The organism is Fluviibacterium sp. S390 (genome assembly GCF_049800695.1).
Taxonomy (GTDB): Bacteria; Pseudomonadota; Alphaproteobacteria; order Rhodobacterales; family Rhodobacteraceae; genus Meridianimarinicoccus.
The window spans coordinates 32,786-50,048 of record NZ_JBNAFN010000024.1 but is presented as its reverse complement, the minus strand read 5'-3'; the positions used below and the strand labels follow the sequence as shown (position 1 = coordinate 50,048).

Below are 17,263 nucleotides of genomic sequence, written 5' to 3'. Positions count from 1 at the left end.
GGGCCGGCCAACCGGGGGGGTCGGGCCGGGGTCTCTGGGGGCGGGGGGGGGCCGGGGGGGGCGCCCCCCGCACCCCCGGAGTATTTCAACCAAGAAGAAGATCAGGCGGCTTCGGAGAGCGCCGCGAGTTCTGCTTCATAGGCCCATTCGATCCAGGGCATCAGGGCGGCCACATCGGCGGTTTCCACCGTGCCGCCGCACCAGATGCGCAGGCCCGCCGGGGCATCGCGATAGGCGCCCAGGTCGAGGCCCGCGTTTTCCGCTTCAAGCCGCTTGGTCACCGCCTTGGCGAAGGCCGCGGTGTCGGCGATGGCCGGATTGGTGAACTTCAGGCAGACGCTGGTGGTCGAGCGGGTGGCCGGGTCGGTGGCCAGGAAGTCGATCCAGTCGCGGGTGGAAACGAAATCGTCGATGGCGGCGAAATTGGCCTCGGCGCGGGCGATCAGGCCCTTCAGCCCGCCCACGGATTTCGCCCAGTTCAGGGCCACAAGGTAGTCTTCCACGCAGAGCATCGAGGGGGTGTTGATGGTGGCGCCGGTAAAGATGCCGTCGATCAGCTTGCCGCCCTTGGTCAGGCGGAAGATCTTGGGCAGCGGCCAGGCGGGGGTGTAGCTTTCGAGCCGGTCCACCGCGCGCGGGCTGAGGATCAGCATGCCGTGGGCCGCTTCGCCGCCCAGCACCTTCTGCCAGGAGAAAGTGGTGACGTCGAGCTTGTCCCAGGGCAGATCCATCGCGAAACAGGCCGAGGTGGCATCGCAGAGGGTCAGGCCGTCACGGTCCGCGGGGATCACGTCGCCCGAAGGCAGGCGCACGCCCGAGGTGGTGCCGTTCCAGGTGAAGACCACGTCCTGATCATAGTCCAGCGCGGCCATGTCCACGATTTCGCCGTAGTCGGCAAGATGGGTAGTGGCTTCGATCTTGAGTTGCTTGACCACATCGGTGACCCAGCCGGCGCCGAAGCTTTCCCAGGCGACCATCTGCACCGGGCGTTCGCCCAGCAGCGACCACATGGCCATTTCCATGGCGCCGGTGTCGGAGGCGGGCACGATGCCGATCTTGTAGTCGGCGGGGATGCCGAGGATCTCGCGGGTGGTTTCGATCGCCTCTTTCAGCTTCGCCTTGCCGATGGCGGCACGATGCGAGCGGCCCAGCGGGGCATCTTTCAGGGCGTCGAGGGTAAAGTCAGGATTCTTCGCGCAGGGGCCCGAAGAAAAACGCGGATTGGCCGGGCGCGTTGCCGGAGTCGGTTTGACCATTGCTGGTATCCTTGCAGATATCTGCCCCTCGTTGGGGAGGGGTGTCCCACCGCCGCGTATAGAAGAGGCGGGATCGGTCTTGCAAGCGCGATTTAGGTCCTGCGGCGGTTTCAACGCCTTGGCCGTGCGGGACGGGTTCCCTGCCCTTAGGTAAGGTGGCGGTTCCGTGATAGGGTAGACCCCTGTCAAACGGGGGAAAACAGGAGATGTTGAAGCAATTTTTAGGAGTTCTGGGGGTGATTTTGCCGGTGTCGGGGGTGATGGCAGAGACGGCGGTGGAGCGCGGCGCCTATCTTGTCGAGGGGCCGGCGGCCTGCGGCAACTGTCACACCGCGCCGATGCCGGGGGCACCGGCCTATGGAGGCGCGGCGATTCCCGAGCATGGGTTCGTGGCGCAGGCACCGAACATCACCCCGGCCGGCCGGATCGCGAATTGGAGCGATGCGGAACTGGGCCGCGCGATCCGCGAGGGCATCCGGCCCGACGGATCGGTGATCGGGCCGCCGATGCCCATCGGCCTCTACCGAGGCATTGGCGATTCGGATCTGGCCGCCATCGTGGCCTATGTCCGCACGCTGGCGCCGGTCGAAACACCGTTCGTTGCCACTGAATACCCTTTCGATTTGCCGCCCGCCTATGGGCCGCCGATCGACAGCGTCGCGGACAGGGTACCGGGGGTGTCGGTGGAGTACGGTGCCTATCTGGCGGGGCCGGTGGCCCATTGTATCGAATGCCATTCGTTGAAGGACGGCCGTCCGGATATCGCGGGCAACCTTGGCGGCGGTGGCCATGCCTGGGAAGGGCCCTGGGGGCGCGCGGTGGCGGCCAATCTGACCAGCCATGCGGATGGCCTGGCCAATTACAGCGATGCCGAGATCAAGGCGATGATCGCGCAGGGGGTGAAGCCCGACGGGACGCCGATGAAGCCGCCCATGGGCTATCCCTTTTACGCGCGGATGAGCGAAGCCGATCTGGATGCCATCGTGATGTACCTTCGGACCCTGCCGCCGCTGCCTGACGCGCAGTAGCGCCTTACAGCGGTTGCAGCGGCACGGCCTCCAGCGTCTGTTTCAGCAGGCGGGCGCTGTTGGCCAGGGCGGACTGTTCGCTTGCGTTCAGGTCGGGCACCAGTTCGGCCTCGACCCCGTCACGGCCCAGAACGCGGGGCAGGGACAGGGGCACATCGCGGACGCCGACGATCTGCGCGGTCATGGTGGACACGGAATGCACCGAGCGTTCGTTGCCGTTGATCGCGGCCACCAGCCGGGCCAGTGCCGCGCCGATGCCGTGATAGGTCGCGCCCTTGCCTTCGATGATGGCATAGGCGGCGCGACGGACGCCGGTGTCAATCTCGGTGCGGATGTTCTCGGTCAGAGGGCGGCCGGTCTGGGTGGCGGCAGCATCCAGCGTCAGGGCGCCGACGCGGGCCGAGGACCAGGCCAGAACCTCGCTGTCGCCATGTTCGCCCAGCACATAGGCATGGACCGAGCGCGGCGCCACATTCAGGGCGCGGGCCAGAAGATCGCGGAAGCGGGCGCTGTCGAGCGTGGTGCCGGAGCCGATGACGCGGGCGGGCGGCAGGCCGGTCAGGCGCGCGGTGATGCCGGTCATCACGTCCACCGGGTTGGTGGCCACCAGCAGGATCGCCTGCGGTGCGACGGTCATGGTTTCGGACAGAACGGCGCGAAACACGGCGGCATTGCGGCCGAGCAGATCCAGACGTGTTTCGCCGGGTTTCTGCGACACGCCGGCGGCGATGATGATGACAGAGGCGCCGGCCAGATCGGCGTAGGTCCCGGACCGCACCTGCGTGGCTGCGGCAAAGGGCATGGCGTGGGCGATGTCGTCGGCCTGCGCACGCGCAAGGCCTGCGTTCCGATCGACCAGGACAATTTCGGACACATGGCCCATCAGGGCCACGGCATAGGCGGTGGTGGATCCCACCATTCCCGCGCCGACAATTCCCAATTTCATGGCAGGTCCCCTGTTCCGGCGCCGTTAGCGCAATCAAGACAGGGGTACGACAGCCGCAGGCGCTGTGTCAGGCGGCGCAAGGTCACGGGCCGACGCGCGGCCCGCGCGGTTCAGCGACGAACGATGCTGACGGGCGAGTAGAAGGTGCTGGTGAGGCGTTCGCCCCAGATCTTGACCAGAGCTTCGTAGGTGATGCGCGGGATCGGCATGGAGACCTCCAGTTTGCGACTGATATGTTAGATAATTAAATTAAAATGTTTGCGCACGCAATAGTACTAAAGTTTCATGCTCAATTTTCTCGCGGATGTGTCGGCCGTGCACTGGTGCCGGCAGGGGCGGGGCAAAGGCCGTCAATTCACCACAGTTCTGCGAATTGGGCCGCCCGGCCTCTGGCCTGCTGCGGCCGCGCGTGATCTATGGCGCGGCAAGCCAAGGATGGAGCCGTTTCGATGCAAGTTGTCACCCTTCTGACCTCTCCCGCTGCACCGGCGCTGGATCGCGCCACGGTCGAGGCGCTGCGCGATGCCTGGGGCGGCGGCGAGGCGCGCTGGCTGGCGGAAGGCGAGGCGGCGGAGTTCACGGTATCGGTCTTGCCCGAGAATTTCTGGCAGGTCTGGGAAGATCTTCAGACACGCGGCATCGACATGCTGGGCCAGCCCCTGGCGGGGCGCGAAAAGAAGATGCTGCTGGCGGATATGGACAGCACCATGATCGATCAGGAATGCATCGACGAACTGGCCGATCTGGCCGGGGTCGGCGACCGGGTCAGCGAGATCACCGCGCGGGCGATGAATGGCGAGCTGAATTTCGACGGCGCGCTGACCGAGCGGCTGGGACTGCTGACCGGGCTGGACGCGGCCATTGTCGACCGGGTCTATGCGGATCGCATCACTCTGGCCGCGGGCGGCAAGGCACTGGTGGCGACGATGAAGGCGCGCGGGGCTTATGCGGCGCTGGTGTCGGGCGGGTTTACGGCGTTTACGGAAAAGGTCGCCGCCGATCTGGGTTTTGACGAGCATCGCGCCAATGTACTGGGCATGGCCGGGGGCAAGCTGACTGGCGTGCCGGTGCAGCCGATCCTGGGGCGCGAGGCCAAGATCGCCGCGCTGGAGGAAATCACCGCCCGTCTGGGCCTGTCGGAAGCGCAGGTTTTGGCCGTGGGCGACGGGGCAAACGACCTGGGAATGCTGGGCCGTGCCGGTGCCGGGGTGGCGCTGCATGCGAAGCCCTCGGTCGCCGCGCAATGCGACCTGCGGGTCAACCATGGCGATCTGACGGCGCTGCTCTATATGCAGGGCGTGGCCCGGTCGGAATTTGTCGGCTGAGACTGGCTCACATCCCCGCGATTGCCCTTTCGGGTCCGTGGGCTTTTCGATAAGCTGGCGACCGAGGATACGGAGCCCTGAGGCCGGGAAAACTGGCGAGGAGGGTGCCGTGCGAAGCAGAGTGCTGGAGGCGAAGGGTGATGAACGCAGCGATCCGGTCAGGTCTGGCGGCGGTCCTGTGTATGGCCGCGAGCATGGCCATGGCGCAGAACGAAGCCACGCGCGTGGCGGCGAAGTCGGACTGGAGCATTTTTGCCGAGGAAGATCCCAAGCAGTGCTGGGTTGTCTCGGCCCCCAAGGAAACGGTGAACACGCGTGACGGGCGTGTCGTGGCGGTGCGCCGCGGCGACATCTACATGTTCGTGTCGTTCTGGCCGGGCAGCGAGAAGCTGGGCGAGGTGTCCTTCCAGGGCGGCTATCCTTTCGCGCCGGGGTCAACCGTGGCCATGCAGGTAGGTGATTCGAAATTCGAACTGTTCACAGATGGCGAAATGGCCTGGGCGGCGACGCCCGAGGATGATCGCCGCATCGCCACCGCCTTGAAGCGCGGCGTGGAAGCGGTGATTACCGGACGGTCGTCGCGCGGCACCACCACCAAGGACACCTTCTCGTTGATCGGCTTTACCGCCGCCTACGACGACGCGATGACCCGCTGCGGCGGCTGATCCCGTATCTCGGCCGTTGACACTGTCGCCCCCGCACACAGGTTCGGGGGCTTTGGCCTGTGGATACTTTTCAAAACTGCTGTGAGGCGCTATGTAGCGGTCTGCCCTGTCCGAAAGATCCGCCATGACCGCCACCGCGCCCATCACGCAAGACGTTCTGACCCTGCCGCGCAAGCCGCCGCAGGACGGCAAGATGAACCTTGTCGGCCTGACCCGCCCGGCCCTGCAAGAGGCGCTGGTTGCCGCCGGCACGCCCGAGCGTCAGGGCAAGATGCGGATGAACCAGGTCTGGCAATGGATCTATCAGAAGGGTGTGCGCGACTTCGACCTGATGACCAATCTGGCGAAACCCTATCGTACGCTGCTAGCCGAGAACTTCGTGGTCGAGGTGCCCGAGATCGTCAGCAAGCAGGTGTCGGACGACGGCACCCGGAAATATCTTGTCCGCATCGCCGGGGGCCATGAGGTCGAGACCGTCTATATCCCCGAGGAAGATCGCGGCACCCTGTGCGTCTCCAGCCAGGTCGGCTGCACCCTGAGCTGTTCGTTCTGCCACACCGGCACGCAAAAGCTGGTGCGCAACCTGACACCCGGCGAAATCGTCGGCCAGATCCTGCTGGCCCGCGACGATCTGGGCGAATGGCCGGAACCGGGACGCAATCCCAAGGATGAAACCCGGCTGCTGTCGAACATCGTGCTGATGGGCATGGGTGAGCCGCTGTACAACTTCGAAGCCGTGCGCGACGCGATGAAGATCGCCATGGATCCCGAAGGCATCAGCCTGAGCCGCCGCCGCATCACCCTGTCCACCAGCGGCGTGGTGCCCGAGATCGCCCGCACCGCCGAGGAAATCGGCTGCATGCTGGCGATCAGCTTCCATGCCACCACCGACGAGGTGCGCGACCGGCTGGTGCCGATCAACAAGAAGTGGAACATCGCCGAGCTTCTGGACAGCCTGCGCGCCTATCCCAAGCTCAGCAATTCCGAGCGGATCACCTTTGAATACGTGATGCTGCAAGGGGTGAACGACAGCGACGAGGATGCCCGCCGTCTGATCAAGCTGATCGAGGGCATCCCGGCCAAGATCAACCTGATCCCGTTCAACGAATGGCCCGGTGCGCCCTACAAGCGGTCGTCGAACAACCGCATCCGGGCCTTTGCCGACATCATCTACAAGGCCGGGTACGCCAGCCCGATCCGCACCCCGCGCGGCGAGGATATCATGGCCGCCTGCGGGCAACTCAAATCCGCCTCGGAACGTGCCCGCAACGCCCGCCGCGCCGAAAAGCCTGCCGCCGAATAGCGCGCGGCACGCCCCTGACCTGCTGCCTGACCGGCGCCGCGCGACCTTCGCGCTGGCGCCGGTGTGCGTTTTGGGGGGCAGATTCGGGCAAACTGACCCAGTGGCAGGTTTGGCGCTGGCTTTTTCGGCAAAATTGGTAAACTAATATTACCAGTACGACGGAGTCACGGAATCCCCGCAGGGGCGGTGGATCCGGCACCGGAAGAGGAGCGCCGAATGGGTCTGAACCAATGCCATAATTTTCATGACTTCCGAAAGCTGGCCAAGCGCCGGCTGCCGGGGCCGATCTTCAACTACATCGACGGCGGGGCCGACGACGAGGTGACGCTGCGCCAGAACACCAGCAGCATCGAAACCTGCGATCTGGTGCCCAACGTGCTGCGCGGGGTCGGCGATGTGGATCTGTCGGTGACGGTGATGGGGCAGAAGCTGGCGATGCCCTTCTATTGCTCGCCCACCGCGCTGCAACGCCTGTTTCACCACGAGGGCGAGCGCGCCGTGGCGGCGGCAGCGGCGAAGTACGGCACCATGTTCGGGGTCTCGTCGCTGGGCACGGTCAGTCTTGAAGAGCTGCGCAAGAAGCACGACACCCCGCAGGTCTATCAGTTCTATTTCCACAAGGATCGCGGGCTGAACAAGGTGATGATGGATCGCGCCAAGGCGGCCGGGGTCGAGGTGATGATGCTGACCGTGGACAGCATCACCGGCGGCAACCGCGAGCGGGACCTGCGCACCGGGTTCTCGATTCCGTTCAAGCTGACCCTGAACGGCATGTATGAATTCGCGCGCAAGCCCATGTGGGGCATCAACTATGTCACCCACGAAAGCTTCAAGCTGCCGCAACTGGACGACCATGTGGACATGAGCGGCGGCGCCAAGTCGATCGGCAGCTACTTCACCGACATGCTGGACCCGTCGATGACCTGGGATGACGTGGCCGAAATGGTGCGCGACTGGGACGGGCAGTTCTGCCTGAAGGGCATCATGTCGGTCGCCGATGCCCGCCGCGCGGTCGAGATCGGCTGCACCGGCATCATCCTGTCGAACCACGGCGGGCGGCAGCTGGACGGCTCGCGCACGCCGTTCGACCAGCTTTCGGAAATCGTGGATGCGGTGGGCGACGAGATCGACGTGATCATGGACAGTGGCATCCAGCGCGGCACCCATGTGCTGAAGGCGCTGTCACTGGGGGCAAAGGCCGTCGGCGGCGGCCGGTTCTACCTGTATCCACTGGCCGCCGCAGGGCAGCCGGGGGTCGAACGTGCCCTGGGTCTGATGAAGGCGGAACTGGAGCGGGGGATGCGGCTGATGGGCTGCACCTCGGTCTCGGAGTTGAGTCGCGACAACCTGCGGTTCCGGTGATCACGGCCCTTCGGGCCGGATCCAGACCCTTGCCGGACTCACCACATGTGGGTCCGGCGCTGGTGCCTCAGACCCGCAGCATCGATCCGAAGATCGTGTCGGAATGCTCTTCCAGGTAGATCCGCAACCACGGCGTGAAACGCGCCGGGCGCCGGGCGACCTCGGCCATCAGGTCGTAAAGGCCGATCCATTCCACCTGCATCACCTCGTGCGGATTGGGCGTGACCTTCAGGCTTTTCGAGGCGGTGGCCATGAAGATGTCGACCACCTCGTGTTCGATCATGCCGTTGCCCACCTGCGCGCGATATTCCACGCGGTCGCGCTTGGCCGGATAGATGCCGGTGATGCCCAGCTCTTCCTTCAGGCGGCGCACAGCGCAATCGGCCGGGCTTTCGCCCCAGTCGGGATGGGTGCAGCAGGTGTTCGCCCACAGTCCCGGTGTGTGATATTTTGACATTGCCCGGCGCTGGATCAGGATATTTTGCCCATCGACGATGAACACCGACACGGCCTTGTGCCGGAGTCCGCGCTTGTGCACCTCCAGCTTCTCGACCGGCGTCAGGGTGCCGTCTACCCAGGCGGGAATCATGTCTGTCATCGGTCTGGGTCAGATGCGATCGGGCTGAAAGGTCTGGCGAGGGCTGTTGCCCAGATGTAAGCGCGTTGTCGCGCATCATGCACGAAGGCATCATGACACAGGGGCGGCACGACGCGGGGCATGGTGCCAAGGTCGTGTTGAAAGCTGGCGCGATCCGCGCAATTTCAACGGTGAGATCACCGGACGCCGGTGCTGACGCCATTGAAAGGAGACCGCCCCATGAAGACCCCCCTTCTCGCTGCCGCCCTTGCGACCCTGTGCGTCACGCCCCTGCTGGCCCAGGGCGACGTCGCCGCGGGCGAAAAGGCATTCCGTAAATGTGTCGCCTGCCACGTGGTGGTGAACGACGCGGGCGAGACTCTTGCGGGCAAAAGGGCCAGCACCGGCCCGAACCTGTATGGTGTGACCGGACGCGCGGCCAGCACGGTCGAGGGCTTCAAGTATTCAGGACCGGCCCTGCAACTGGGCGAAGCCGGGGTGATCTGGGATGAGGCCAGCTTCACCGCCTTCGTGCAGGATCCCACCGCCTATCTGCGTGCTACGCTGGACGATGGGTCGGTACGGTCGAAGATGACCCTCAAGGTGCGCAAGGAACAGGAAGCCGCCGACCTTTTCGCCTATCTGTCCAGCCTGTCGGACTGACCTGGCGCGCGCCAATCCCCTTCTTCTTGGCGGAAATACTCAAACGGCGCCGCGCAGCGGCGCCCGGCCGAACGCCTTGCGGCCGCCAGGTCGAAAGGGGGCGGGAGCATTCCCGGCGGCGGCCCTGATTCCGGTCACGGGCGCCGCCGCCGCCCCGGCGTTCGTGACCTGAAATCAGGCGGCCGCCGGACCACCCAGCCGATGAACTTCGCAAGCCGGGGATGGCTGCGCAGGGCCTCGATGGTGTTGTAGTTGCGCGCCAGTTCGGCCTCTGTCAGGGTCGCGTGAATTTCAGAATGACAGATCTGGTGCAACAGAACCGTCGGCCCGCCCTTGCCGCCTTTCAGCTTCGGGATCAGGTGGTGACGGCTTTGCAGCACCCCTTTCGGGATCGGGCGGCCGCACAGCGGGCACAGCGGATCGGTCGGATCGGTCATGGGGCAAGGATGGCGCATCATGGCCGCAGGACAAGAGCAGGTTGAGGCATTGATCATCGGCGCCGGTCCGGCCGGGCTGATGGCCGCCGAGATGCTGGCGCAGGCGGGTCACCGCGTGGTGCTGGTCGAGGCCAAGCCGTCGATCGCGCGCAAGCTGCTGATGGCGGGCAAGTCCGGGCTGAACCTGACCAAGGCCGAGGATCCGGCGCAGTTCCGGGTGGCCTATGGCACAGCGGCCGACTGGTTGGCGCCGATGCTGGAGGGCTTCGGTCCCGACGCGGTGCAGGACTGGGCACGCGGGCTGGGTCAGCCGGTGTTCACCGGTTCCACCGGCCGGGTGTTTCCCAAGGCAATGAAAGCCTCGCCATTGGTGCGGGCCTGGGCCGCAAGGCTGGGCGCGCTGGGGGTCGAGAGGCGCACGCGCTGGCGCTGGACTGGCTGGGATGGTGCGGCGGTGTTGTTCGACACGCCCGAAGGGCCGCGCCGGGTACTGGCCGATGCCACGGTTCTGGCGCTGGGCGGGGCAAGCTGGGCGCGGCTGGGCTCGGACGGGGCCTGGGCCGCGATCCTTGAAGGCGCGGGCATCGCGCTGACCCCGTTTGCCCCGGCCAATGCCGGGATCCGCATCGATTGGTCGCCGCACATGGCCCGCCACTTCGGCGCCCCGGTAAAGGGTGCGGCCCTGCGCGCCGGGACGGTGCTGTCGCGCGGCGAATTCGTGATCTCGGCACGCGGGCTGGAAGGCGGCGGGGTCTATCCGCTCAGCCAGCAGATCCGGGCAGGGGCCGCGCTGCACGCTGATCTTCTGCCCGATCGCGAAGCCGCATGGATCACCGCACGGCTGGCCCGCCCGCGCGGCAAGGCCACGGTGGCCGCCCATCTGCGCAAGAGCCTGAAGCTGGACCCGGCACGGCTGGCCCTGTTGCAGGAGTTCGGCCGCCCGCTGCCCGACACACCCGAGGGGTTGGCTCACTGCATCAAGGCCTTGCCCATCGCCCACGCCGGACTGCGCCCGCTGGACGAGGCGATTTCCACCGCCGGGGGGGTGCCGCGTGCGGCGCTGGATGACGGGCTGATGCTGACGGCCCGGCCCGGCACCTTCTGTGCCGGGGAAATGCTGGATTGGGAAGCGCCCACGGGGGGCTATTTGCTGACCGGTTGTCTGGCCACGGGGCGTCACGCAGGGCGCGCTGCCGGGGCGTGGCTGTCAGGCGGGACGCTGGACGCAGGCGTCGAGATCAGCCCGCGTCTGAGTTGAGCGCCGCCTGCCCGCGCGCCACCGCCGCCCTATAGGCCGGTCGGGCCTGCATCCGGGCCAGATAGTCGTTCAATTCCGGCAGGTTCAGGTCAAATTTCGCCACATTGGCCCAGCTCATGCAGTGGGCTGCAAGGATGTCGGGGACGGTCAGAACTTCGCCCATCAGGTAGGGGCCGTCGCCGATGCGCCGGGCCAGCGCCTTGGCCGAGCTTCGCATCTCCCACCGCAGGCTGTCCTTGATGGCGGGCATCCGGTGTTCCTCGGGCAGGATGAAACTGTGCCGCGCGGCGGTCCACAGGGCCGCATCGAACTGATCCAGCAGGAAATGCATCAGCCCATCCTGGCGCGCGCGCTCCATCGAGCCTGCGGGATAGGTCAACACCTCGTGCCGGTCGGCCAGAAAGTTCAGGATCGCGGTGCTGTCGGTCAGCGCCTCGCCCTCGACCAGCAGGATCGGCACCTTGCCCAGATCGTTGTGGGCAACCACCCGGTCCGATTGCGGCGGTGCCGGGATCAGGTCATAGTCCAGCCCGGCTTCCTCCAGCATCCAGATCACGCGGAAGGTGCGGGTGCGCGGCAGTCCGATCACGGTGTACATGGTTCAACGTCTCCCCAGATATGTCAGGCGGAACAGGGCGCGTTCCATCAATGCGGCCTGCGGCGCGGTGGCCCCGGCCGCGCGCAGCGCCAGATCGGTCTCGACCAGCACCGCCAGCGCCTCTTCCAGCCGCGCGGCCCCCCAGTGCTGGGCCTGCCGTTGCATGGCGTTGCGGCGCGGGCCGAACAGCGGCGGGCGCAACCGGGCGACGCCTTCGGACACGCCACCGGGATGGGCGGCGATCATGTGCAGGGTGCGGAAATGCATCAGCGCGCCGATGCACAGGGTTACCGGCGCGACGCCCTGATCCTTCAGCCGCCGCAGGGTGCTGGCCAGCGCATCGGCGCGTCCGCCCGCCACCACCGCCAGAAGCTGATCGACCTCGGCCTCGGTGGACAGGGGGGCGATGGCGGCAATGTCCTCGCCGCTGACCGGCGCGGGATCGTTCAGCTTGTACAGCGCCAGCTTTTCCACGTTCTGTGCGAAATCGCCGGGGTCGAGGGTTTCGGCCAGCGCCACCAGATCGTCCATCGCCGCGCGCGGCAGATCCCGCAGTCCGGCCTGCGCCAGCGCGGCCTCGATCTCGGCACGGCTGGGCGGATCGGCATAGACCGCCGCCGCATAGACCGCTTTGTGCGTCTCGAACAGCTTGCGCAGGGCCGAGGACTTTTTCAGATTGCCGGCGGTCAGGATGATCTGCGCATCGCCGGGCTGCCAGGCCTCCAGCGCGGATTTCACGGCCCCGGCCAGGCTTTCAGGGGCCATGTCCACGAAGACCACGCGCGGGCCAGGAAAGAACCCCGCCGCACGGGTCGCATCCCCCAGCGCCGCCGGATCGCCACGCAGATCGCCGGGGGCCAGCCGCGTCAGCCGCATTTCGGCCTCGCCTTCCGGCCCTACAAGCGCGGCGATGACCTGCTGGCGTTTCAGCGCCACGCGCATGGCGTCGGGACCATAGATCAGCAGCCCCGCCTTCTTCGGGTCCGGTCGGGCGAAATACCCGGTCGCATCCCGCGCCGATAGCTTCACCGCGACAACTCCGGCCCGGAAATCAGGCGTGACATGATCTTGTCGGCCAGAATCACCGTCAGGCGGTCATAGCCATCGCGCTCGGCCGCCTGTGTCGAGACCGAGATGCCCGACGAGTTGTAGCTGGAAAACCCGTCCACCCGTCCCGACATCGCAACGCCGCCGGTCGAAGTGTCGACCAGCTGATAGGTCGCAACGCCGATCAGGTTGAACTGGTTGGTGCTTTGCGCGGTGGTGATCGCCACCCGTTCGGAGCGCGTGCGCAGGGTATAGCTCAGCCGGTAGCGCGGCGATTGCGGCGGCCCCAGCCGATCCTGCAACGCCTGCCCCAGAGAAAACTCCACATTGCCGTTCTGGAAAGCTACATCGACGTTGCCCGACAGGGCCGCGCCCTGTCCGCCGGGCGCGTATACCGGCGTGAGTTCACAGGCCGAGGTCACCAGAACCGCTGCCAGCGCGGCCAGCGCGCCGCGCCTTGTCGGGCCGGGGCTGGTCTCAGACCACCACATTGACGATGCGCCCCGGCACCACGATCAGCTTTTTCGGCGCGCTGCCGGCCAAGGCCTTCTGCACCGCCTCATGGGCCAGAACCAGGGCCTCGATCTCGGCCTTGGGCATGTCCTTGGCGACCGAGATTTCGGCCTTGCGCTTGCCGTTGATCTGGATCGGCAGAGTGACATTGGCTTCGACCAGCAGCGCCGGATCGGCCTTGGGCCAGGTGGCCTGCGCGACCAGTCCTTCGCCCTGCAGCAGCGACCAGATTTCCTCGGCCAAATGCGGGGTCATCGGCGACATCAGTTGCGCCATCACCCGCAGGGCGCGGACCCGGTCGGCATTGGGCGCCTTCGATTTGTGCAGCGTGTTGGTGAACCCATAAAGCTTGGCCACCGAGGTGTTGAAGGCAAAGCCCTCGATCCCCTCGGTCACGTCGCGGATGGCGCGGGCGGTGGCGCGGGCCAGATCGTCGTCGCCGATCTCTCCGCCGGCCTCGGCATGGGCGGCCAGCTCGCTGGTCATGCGCCAGACCCGCGACAGATGCTTGAAGGCGCTTTCAGCCCCGGCCGCGGTCCATTCCACGTCGCGCTCTGGCGGGCTGTCCGACAGCATGAACCAGCGCGCGGTATCGGCGCCGAAGCGCGTGACGATGGCCACCGGATCGACGACATTCTTCTTGGATTTCGACATCTTGGCCGAGGGAATCACCTCCACCTCGGTGCCGTTTTCCAGCTTGCCATCGGTCACCTCGGACGGCAGGTGATACACCGGGCGGCCCCGGTCGTCGCGGGTCTGATAGATCTCATGGGTGACCATGCCTTGCGTGAACAGCGCGTTGAACGGTTCCTTCGCGCTTTCGGGCAGGTAGCCACAGATCACCATGGCGCGGGCAAAGAACCGCGAGTAGAGCAGATGCAGAATCGCGTGCTCGATGCCGCCGATATACTGGTCGACGTTCATCCAGTAGTCCGCCTCGGCCCGGTCGGTGGGCGTCGCCGCCCCCGGCGAGGTGAACCGTGCGTAGTACCACGAGCTGTCGACGAAGGTGTCCATCGTGTCGGTTTCGCGCTTGGCGGCAGCCCCGCACGCGGGGCAGGGCACATCGCGCCAGGTCGGATGCCGGTCCAGCGGGTTGCCGGGGCGGTCGAACTCCACGTCCTCGGGCAGGCGGACGGGCAGGTTTTCCTTCTTCTCGGGCACCACGCCGCAGGCCTCGCAATGCACAACGGGGATCGGACAGCCCCAGTAACGCTGACGCGACAACCCCCAGTCGCGCAGCCTGAACTGGGTCACGCCCGCGCCCCAACCGGCGGATTCCGCCGCCGCGATGGCCGCCGCGACGCCCTCTTCACCGGTGGTGGGCGTGCCGGCGAACCCCATGACATAGCGCACCGCGTCGGTTTTCGCGGGCACGAAGGCCTCTTCTTCTTGGTCCAAATACTCAGGCCCGGCTTCCGCAGGCGCGTCGGCAGGCACGAAGACCGATTTGATCGGCAGGCCGTATTTGCGCGAGAACTCGAAATCGCGCTGGTCGTGGGCCGGACAGGCGAAGATCGCGCCGGTGCCATAGTCCATCAGGATGAAATTGGCGATCCAGACCGGCAATTCCCACGACGGATCAAGGGGGTGGCGCGCTTTCAGCCCGGTGTCGAATCCCTTCTTCTCGGCGGTTTCCAGATCCGCCTCCGAGGTGCCCATGCGACGGCATTCGGCGCAGAATTCGGCGATCTCGGGGTTTTCGGCTTCCAGCGCACGGGCCAGCGGGTGGTCCGGCGAGATGCCGACAAAGCTGGCACCCATCAGCGTGTCGGGCCGGGTGGTGTAGACCTCGATCTTCTCCTGGCCGCCCGCCGGGGCGGTTAGGTCGAAGGCAAAGCGCAGGCCCTGGCTCTTGCCGATCCAGTTGGCCTGCATGGAGCGCACCTTCTCGGGCCAGTCGGTCAGCCCGTCCAGGGCGGTCAGCAGCTCTTCGGAATGCTCGGAAATGCGGAAGAACCACTGGGTCAGTTCCTTGCGTTCGACCAGCGCGCCCGAGCGCCAGCCGCGCCCGTTCTCGACCTGCTCGTTGGCCAGAACGGTCATGTCCACCGGATCCCAGTTCACCACCGCGTTCTTGCGATAGACCAGACCCTTGTCGAGAAAGTCGATGAACAGTGCCTGTTGCTGGCCGTAATAGTCCGGGTCGCAGGTGGCGAATTCGCGGGACCAGTCCAGCGACAGCCCGAGACTGGCGAACTGCTGCTTCATGTTGGCGATATTGGCATAGGTCCATTCGCCGGGATGGATATTGCGCTCGATCGCGGCGTTTTCCGCCGGCAGGCCGAAGGCGTCCCAGCCCATCGGATGCATGACCGAGAATCCCTGCGCCGCCTTGTAGCGCGCCACCACGTCGCCCATGGCGTAGTTGCGCACATGGCCCATGTGCAGGTTGCCGGACGGATAGGGGAACATCTCAAGCACGTAATACTTGGGACGGTCCGGGTCGGGCCGGGCCCGGAACACCTCGGCCTCGTCCCAGGCCTGCTGCCATTTTGCTTCGATGGTGGCGGCGTCGTATCGCGACATGGCGGTTCTTTCTGAATCTTGGTCTTGAGCACACCGGCCGGACACTGCGGCCCCCGAATCGGCGTTACAGGTTCTGGTCGCGGATGCGCAGCATGCGGGCGTGAGTCAGAATCGCATCTTCCACCGCGCGCACGGTTTCCGGCGATGCGGGGCCCGACCGGGTCGACAGCGCCAGGTTCAGCGACCGGGCATCCAGTGCGGGATCCTGCACATAGACGGTGGCGCGATAGGCGCGGCTGCCGCCGGGCGGCGTGCCATAGCCCATCACGATGACACCGGAAAACGGATCGGAGGCTTCGACCGGCATGAAGTCCAGCACCTCCAGCGCGGCGGTCCACAGGTACCGGTTCACTTCCAGCGTGACATTGGGATCGTCAACATTCTGGAACAGGTCCCACAGGGTCGATTCGGGCACCGGATCATCCCCGGCCAGCGGCACCTCGGTCACCTGCTGCCCGGTCGGGCCACAGGACGCCAGCCCGGCACAGATCAATACCGTGCACAGAAAGGGGCGACTGGTTTTAAAGGTCATGCGCGTCGTTCCTGATCCTGATGTCCTGCAATCCCTAGCCGACCCCCTTGCCGCGGACAAGCCAAAGGCCGCTGCATCCGCCTGCAGAGACGCCGCGGCCCCGGCTTCACTGTGGCAAAGCTGCACCAATTCAGGATCATGATTTGCGGTTGCTTTCGGTGCTTCTTGTTTTGGGCGGCGGAAAGCGAGAGATAGGGTCCAGCTCAAACGGGTGCTCCCGATTTGAGGACCACCTTTATCTACGAGGGAACCGATGAAAAAGATTCTTCTTGCCTCGACCGCACTGGTCGTAACCGCGGGTATCGCAGCCGCAGATGTCAAAGTTTCGGGCGACGGCCGTATGGGTGTTGTCTACTACGATGACGCATTCGCACGTGTCGACAACTACGGCGAAGAGCAGAACTGGCAGTTCAACAGCCGGATCCGCATCAAGTTCGCAGCTTCGGGTGAAACCGACGGCGGCATGACCTTTGGCGGCTCGATCCGTGCAGACAACTCCATCGGTGGCAAAAACGGCACCGAAGGCGAAGTCTTCATCTCGTCCGACACCTTCGGCACCCTGGCAATGGGTGACGTGGACGGCGCAGCCGAGACCGTTGTTGGCGACCTGGACATGATCTCGCTGCAGGGTCTGTTTGACCAGAACGAAATGCTGTACCTGTTCGGCGCCAACGATCCGTCGGCTCTGTACACCTACGCATGGGAAGGCCTGACCCTGGGTCTGTCGCTGTCGGACGACCAGGAATACGCACTGGGCGCCGGCTGGGACGGTGGCATGTGGGGCGTTGGCCTCGGCTACGAATACCTGCCTGAAGGCGGCAACGTTCAGATCAGCATCGACGATCAGGACATCACCATCTTCCGCGGCGTGAACGAAGACACCGAGCAGCTGATCGGTCAGGCCTACGTGACCTTCGCGAACATCACGCTGAAAGGTGCCTACGGCGAGATCAAGCAGGGCAGCCAGAACGCAGACCAGTATGGTGTGTCGGCCATCGGCGACTTCGGTCAGTTCTCGGTCGCAGCCTACTACCGCGTCCTTGAAGGTCTGAAGGGTGCACAAATTGTTGGCGGCGGCACCATCCAGAAAGACAAGCTGGAAAACTACGGCATCGGTGCTGCTTACGACCTGGGCGGCGGCGCATCGCTGGTTGGCGGTATCGCCAGCGTCTTCGGCGGCGACACCACCGGTGACTTCGGTCTGAAGTTCGCGTTCTAATCTGA

General features: G+C 65.6%; 17 protein-coding genes. 8 read left to right on the top strand and 9 right to left on the bottom strand.

Translation table 11 applies throughout. The features are described from left to right. Nucleotides 1-101: 101 nt before the first annotated feature. On the bottom strand, nt 102-1,256 hold the full coding sequence (locus ACP15K_RS16815; RefSeq protein ID WP_424991060.1) for a phosphoserine transaminase: 1,155 nt from the start codon (nt 1,254-1,256) through the stop codon (nt 102-104). Nucleotides 1,257-1,462: 206 nt separating this feature from the next. Between ACP15K_RS16815 and ACP15K_RS16810 the strand changes: the two genes are divergently transcribed. Beyond that, nucleotides 1,463-2,284 carry a c-type cytochrome gene (locus ACP15K_RS16810; protein WP_193140205.1) on the top strand — a complete coding sequence of 274 codons (822 nt, stop codon included), beginning with the start codon at nt 1,463-1,465 and terminating at the stop codon, nt 2,282-2,284. Nucleotides 2,285-2,288: 4 nt separating this feature from the next. Here ACP15K_RS16810 and ACP15K_RS16805 read toward each other — a convergent pair whose 3' ends face one another. Beyond that, nucleotides 2,289-3,230 carry an L-lactate dehydrogenase gene (locus tag ACP15K_RS16805; RefSeq protein WP_424991059.1) on the bottom strand — a complete coding sequence of 314 codons (942 nt, stop codon included), beginning with the start codon at nt 3,228-3,230 and terminating at the stop codon, nt 2,289-2,291. Between the two features lie 449 nt (nt 3,231-3,679). Here ACP15K_RS16805 and serB point away from each other — a divergent pair, with 449 nt between their 5' ends. From serB to ACP15K_RS16785, 4 genes are all read left to right on the top strand, one after another. Then, nucleotides 3,680-4,555: a phosphoserine phosphatase SerB gene (gene serB, locus ACP15K_RS16800; RefSeq protein WP_424991058.1), complete on the top strand. Its 876-nt coding sequence runs from the start codon at nt 3,680-3,682 to the stop codon at nt 4,553-4,555. Nucleotides 4,556-4,695: 140 nt separating this feature from the next. Continuing rightward, the gene (locus tag ACP15K_RS16795) at nt 4,696-5,220 is read left to right on the top strand and encodes an invasion associated locus B family protein (RefSeq protein WP_193140212.1); all 525 of its coding nucleotides are present in this window, start codon (nt 4,696-4,698) and stop codon (nt 5,218-5,220) included. A 124-nt stretch (nt 5,221-5,344) separates the two neighbouring features. Further along, nucleotides 5,345-6,523: a 23S rRNA (adenine(2503)-C(2))-methyltransferase RlmN gene (rlmN, locus tag ACP15K_RS16790; protein ID WP_424991057.1), complete on the top strand. Its 1,179-nt coding sequence runs from the start codon at nt 5,345-5,347 to the stop codon at nt 6,521-6,523. 216 nt (nt 6,524-6,739) lie between these two features. After that, a complete protein-coding gene (locus ACP15K_RS16785; protein ID WP_193140216.1) occupies nt 6,740-7,885 on the top strand; it encodes an alpha-hydroxy acid oxidase in 1,146 nt (381 codons plus the stop codon). 67 nt (nt 7,886-7,952) lie between these two features. On the opposite strand, the gene idi is transcribed toward ACP15K_RS16785, so the two are convergent. Next, complete coding sequence (gene idi, locus ACP15K_RS16780; protein WP_193140218.1) at nt 7,953-8,483, bottom strand: isopentenyl-diphosphate Delta-isomerase; 531 nt, start codon at nt 8,481-8,483, stop codon at nt 7,953-7,955. Nucleotides 8,484-8,702: 219 nt separating this feature from the next. On the opposite strand from idi, the gene ACP15K_RS16775 reads away from it, so the two are divergent. Then, nucleotides 8,703-9,125: a c-type cytochrome gene (locus ACP15K_RS16775; RefSeq protein WP_424991056.1), complete on the top strand. Its 423-nt coding sequence runs from the start codon at nt 8,703-8,705 to the stop codon at nt 9,123-9,125. 134 nt (nt 9,126-9,259) lie between these two features. On the opposite strand, the gene ACP15K_RS16770 is transcribed toward ACP15K_RS16775, so the two are convergent. Next, nucleotides 9,260-9,562 carry an HNH endonuclease gene (locus tag ACP15K_RS16770; protein WP_424991055.1) on the bottom strand — a complete coding sequence of 101 codons (303 nt, stop codon included), beginning with the start codon at nt 9,560-9,562 and terminating at the stop codon, nt 9,260-9,262. A 19-nt stretch (nt 9,563-9,581) separates the two neighbouring features. On the opposite strand from ACP15K_RS16770, the gene ACP15K_RS16765 reads away from it, so the two are divergent. Continuing rightward, the gene (locus ACP15K_RS16765) at nt 9,582-10,820 is read left to right on the top strand and encodes a TIGR03862 family flavoprotein (RefSeq protein WP_424991054.1); all 1,239 of its coding nucleotides are present in this window, start codon (nt 9,582-9,584) and stop codon (nt 10,818-10,820) included. On the opposite strand, the gene ACP15K_RS16760 is transcribed toward ACP15K_RS16765, so the two are convergent. The 5 genes from ACP15K_RS16760 to ACP15K_RS16740 form a co-directional block, all read right to left on the bottom strand. After that, the gene (locus ACP15K_RS16760) at nt 10,801-11,418 is read right to left on the bottom strand and encodes a glutathione S-transferase family protein (RefSeq protein ID WP_193140227.1); all 618 of its coding nucleotides are present in this window, start codon (nt 11,416-11,418) and stop codon (nt 10,801-10,803) included. The two genes, ACP15K_RS16765 and ACP15K_RS16760, sit on opposite strands and share 20 nt — an antisense overlap. Before the next feature lie 3 nt (nt 11,419-11,421). Next, the gene (gene holA / locus ACP15K_RS16755; protein WP_424991053.1) at nt 11,422-12,447 is read right to left on the bottom strand and encodes a DNA polymerase III subunit delta; all 1,026 of its coding nucleotides are present in this window, start codon (nt 12,445-12,447) and stop codon (nt 11,422-11,424) included. Further along, nucleotides 12,444-12,956, bottom strand: a complete 513-nt coding sequence (lptE, locus tag ACP15K_RS16750) for an LPS assembly lipoprotein LptE (protein ID WP_424991052.1) — start codon at nt 12,954-12,956, stop codon at nt 12,444-12,446. Before lptE ends, holA begins: the two co-directional genes overlap by 4 nt. Then, nucleotides 12,943-15,507 carry a leucine--tRNA ligase gene (leuS, locus tag ACP15K_RS16745; protein WP_424991051.1) on the bottom strand — a complete coding sequence of 855 codons (2,565 nt, stop codon included), beginning with the start codon at nt 15,505-15,507 and terminating at the stop codon, nt 12,943-12,945. Before leuS ends, lptE begins: the two co-directional genes overlap by 14 nt. Nucleotides 15,508-15,571: 64 nt before the next feature. Further along, a complete protein-coding gene (locus ACP15K_RS16740; protein ID WP_193140234.1) occupies nt 15,572-16,039 on the bottom strand; it encodes a DUF3576 domain-containing protein in 468 nt (155 codons plus the stop codon). A 253-nt stretch (nt 16,040-16,292) separates the two neighbouring features. Here ACP15K_RS16740 and ACP15K_RS16735 point away from each other — a divergent pair, with 253 nt between their 5' ends. Further along, complete coding sequence (locus ACP15K_RS16735) at nt 16,293-17,258, top strand: porin (protein WP_424991050.1); 966 nt, start codon at nt 16,293-16,295, stop codon at nt 17,256-17,258. Nucleotides 17,259-17,263 lie beyond the last annotated feature (5 nt).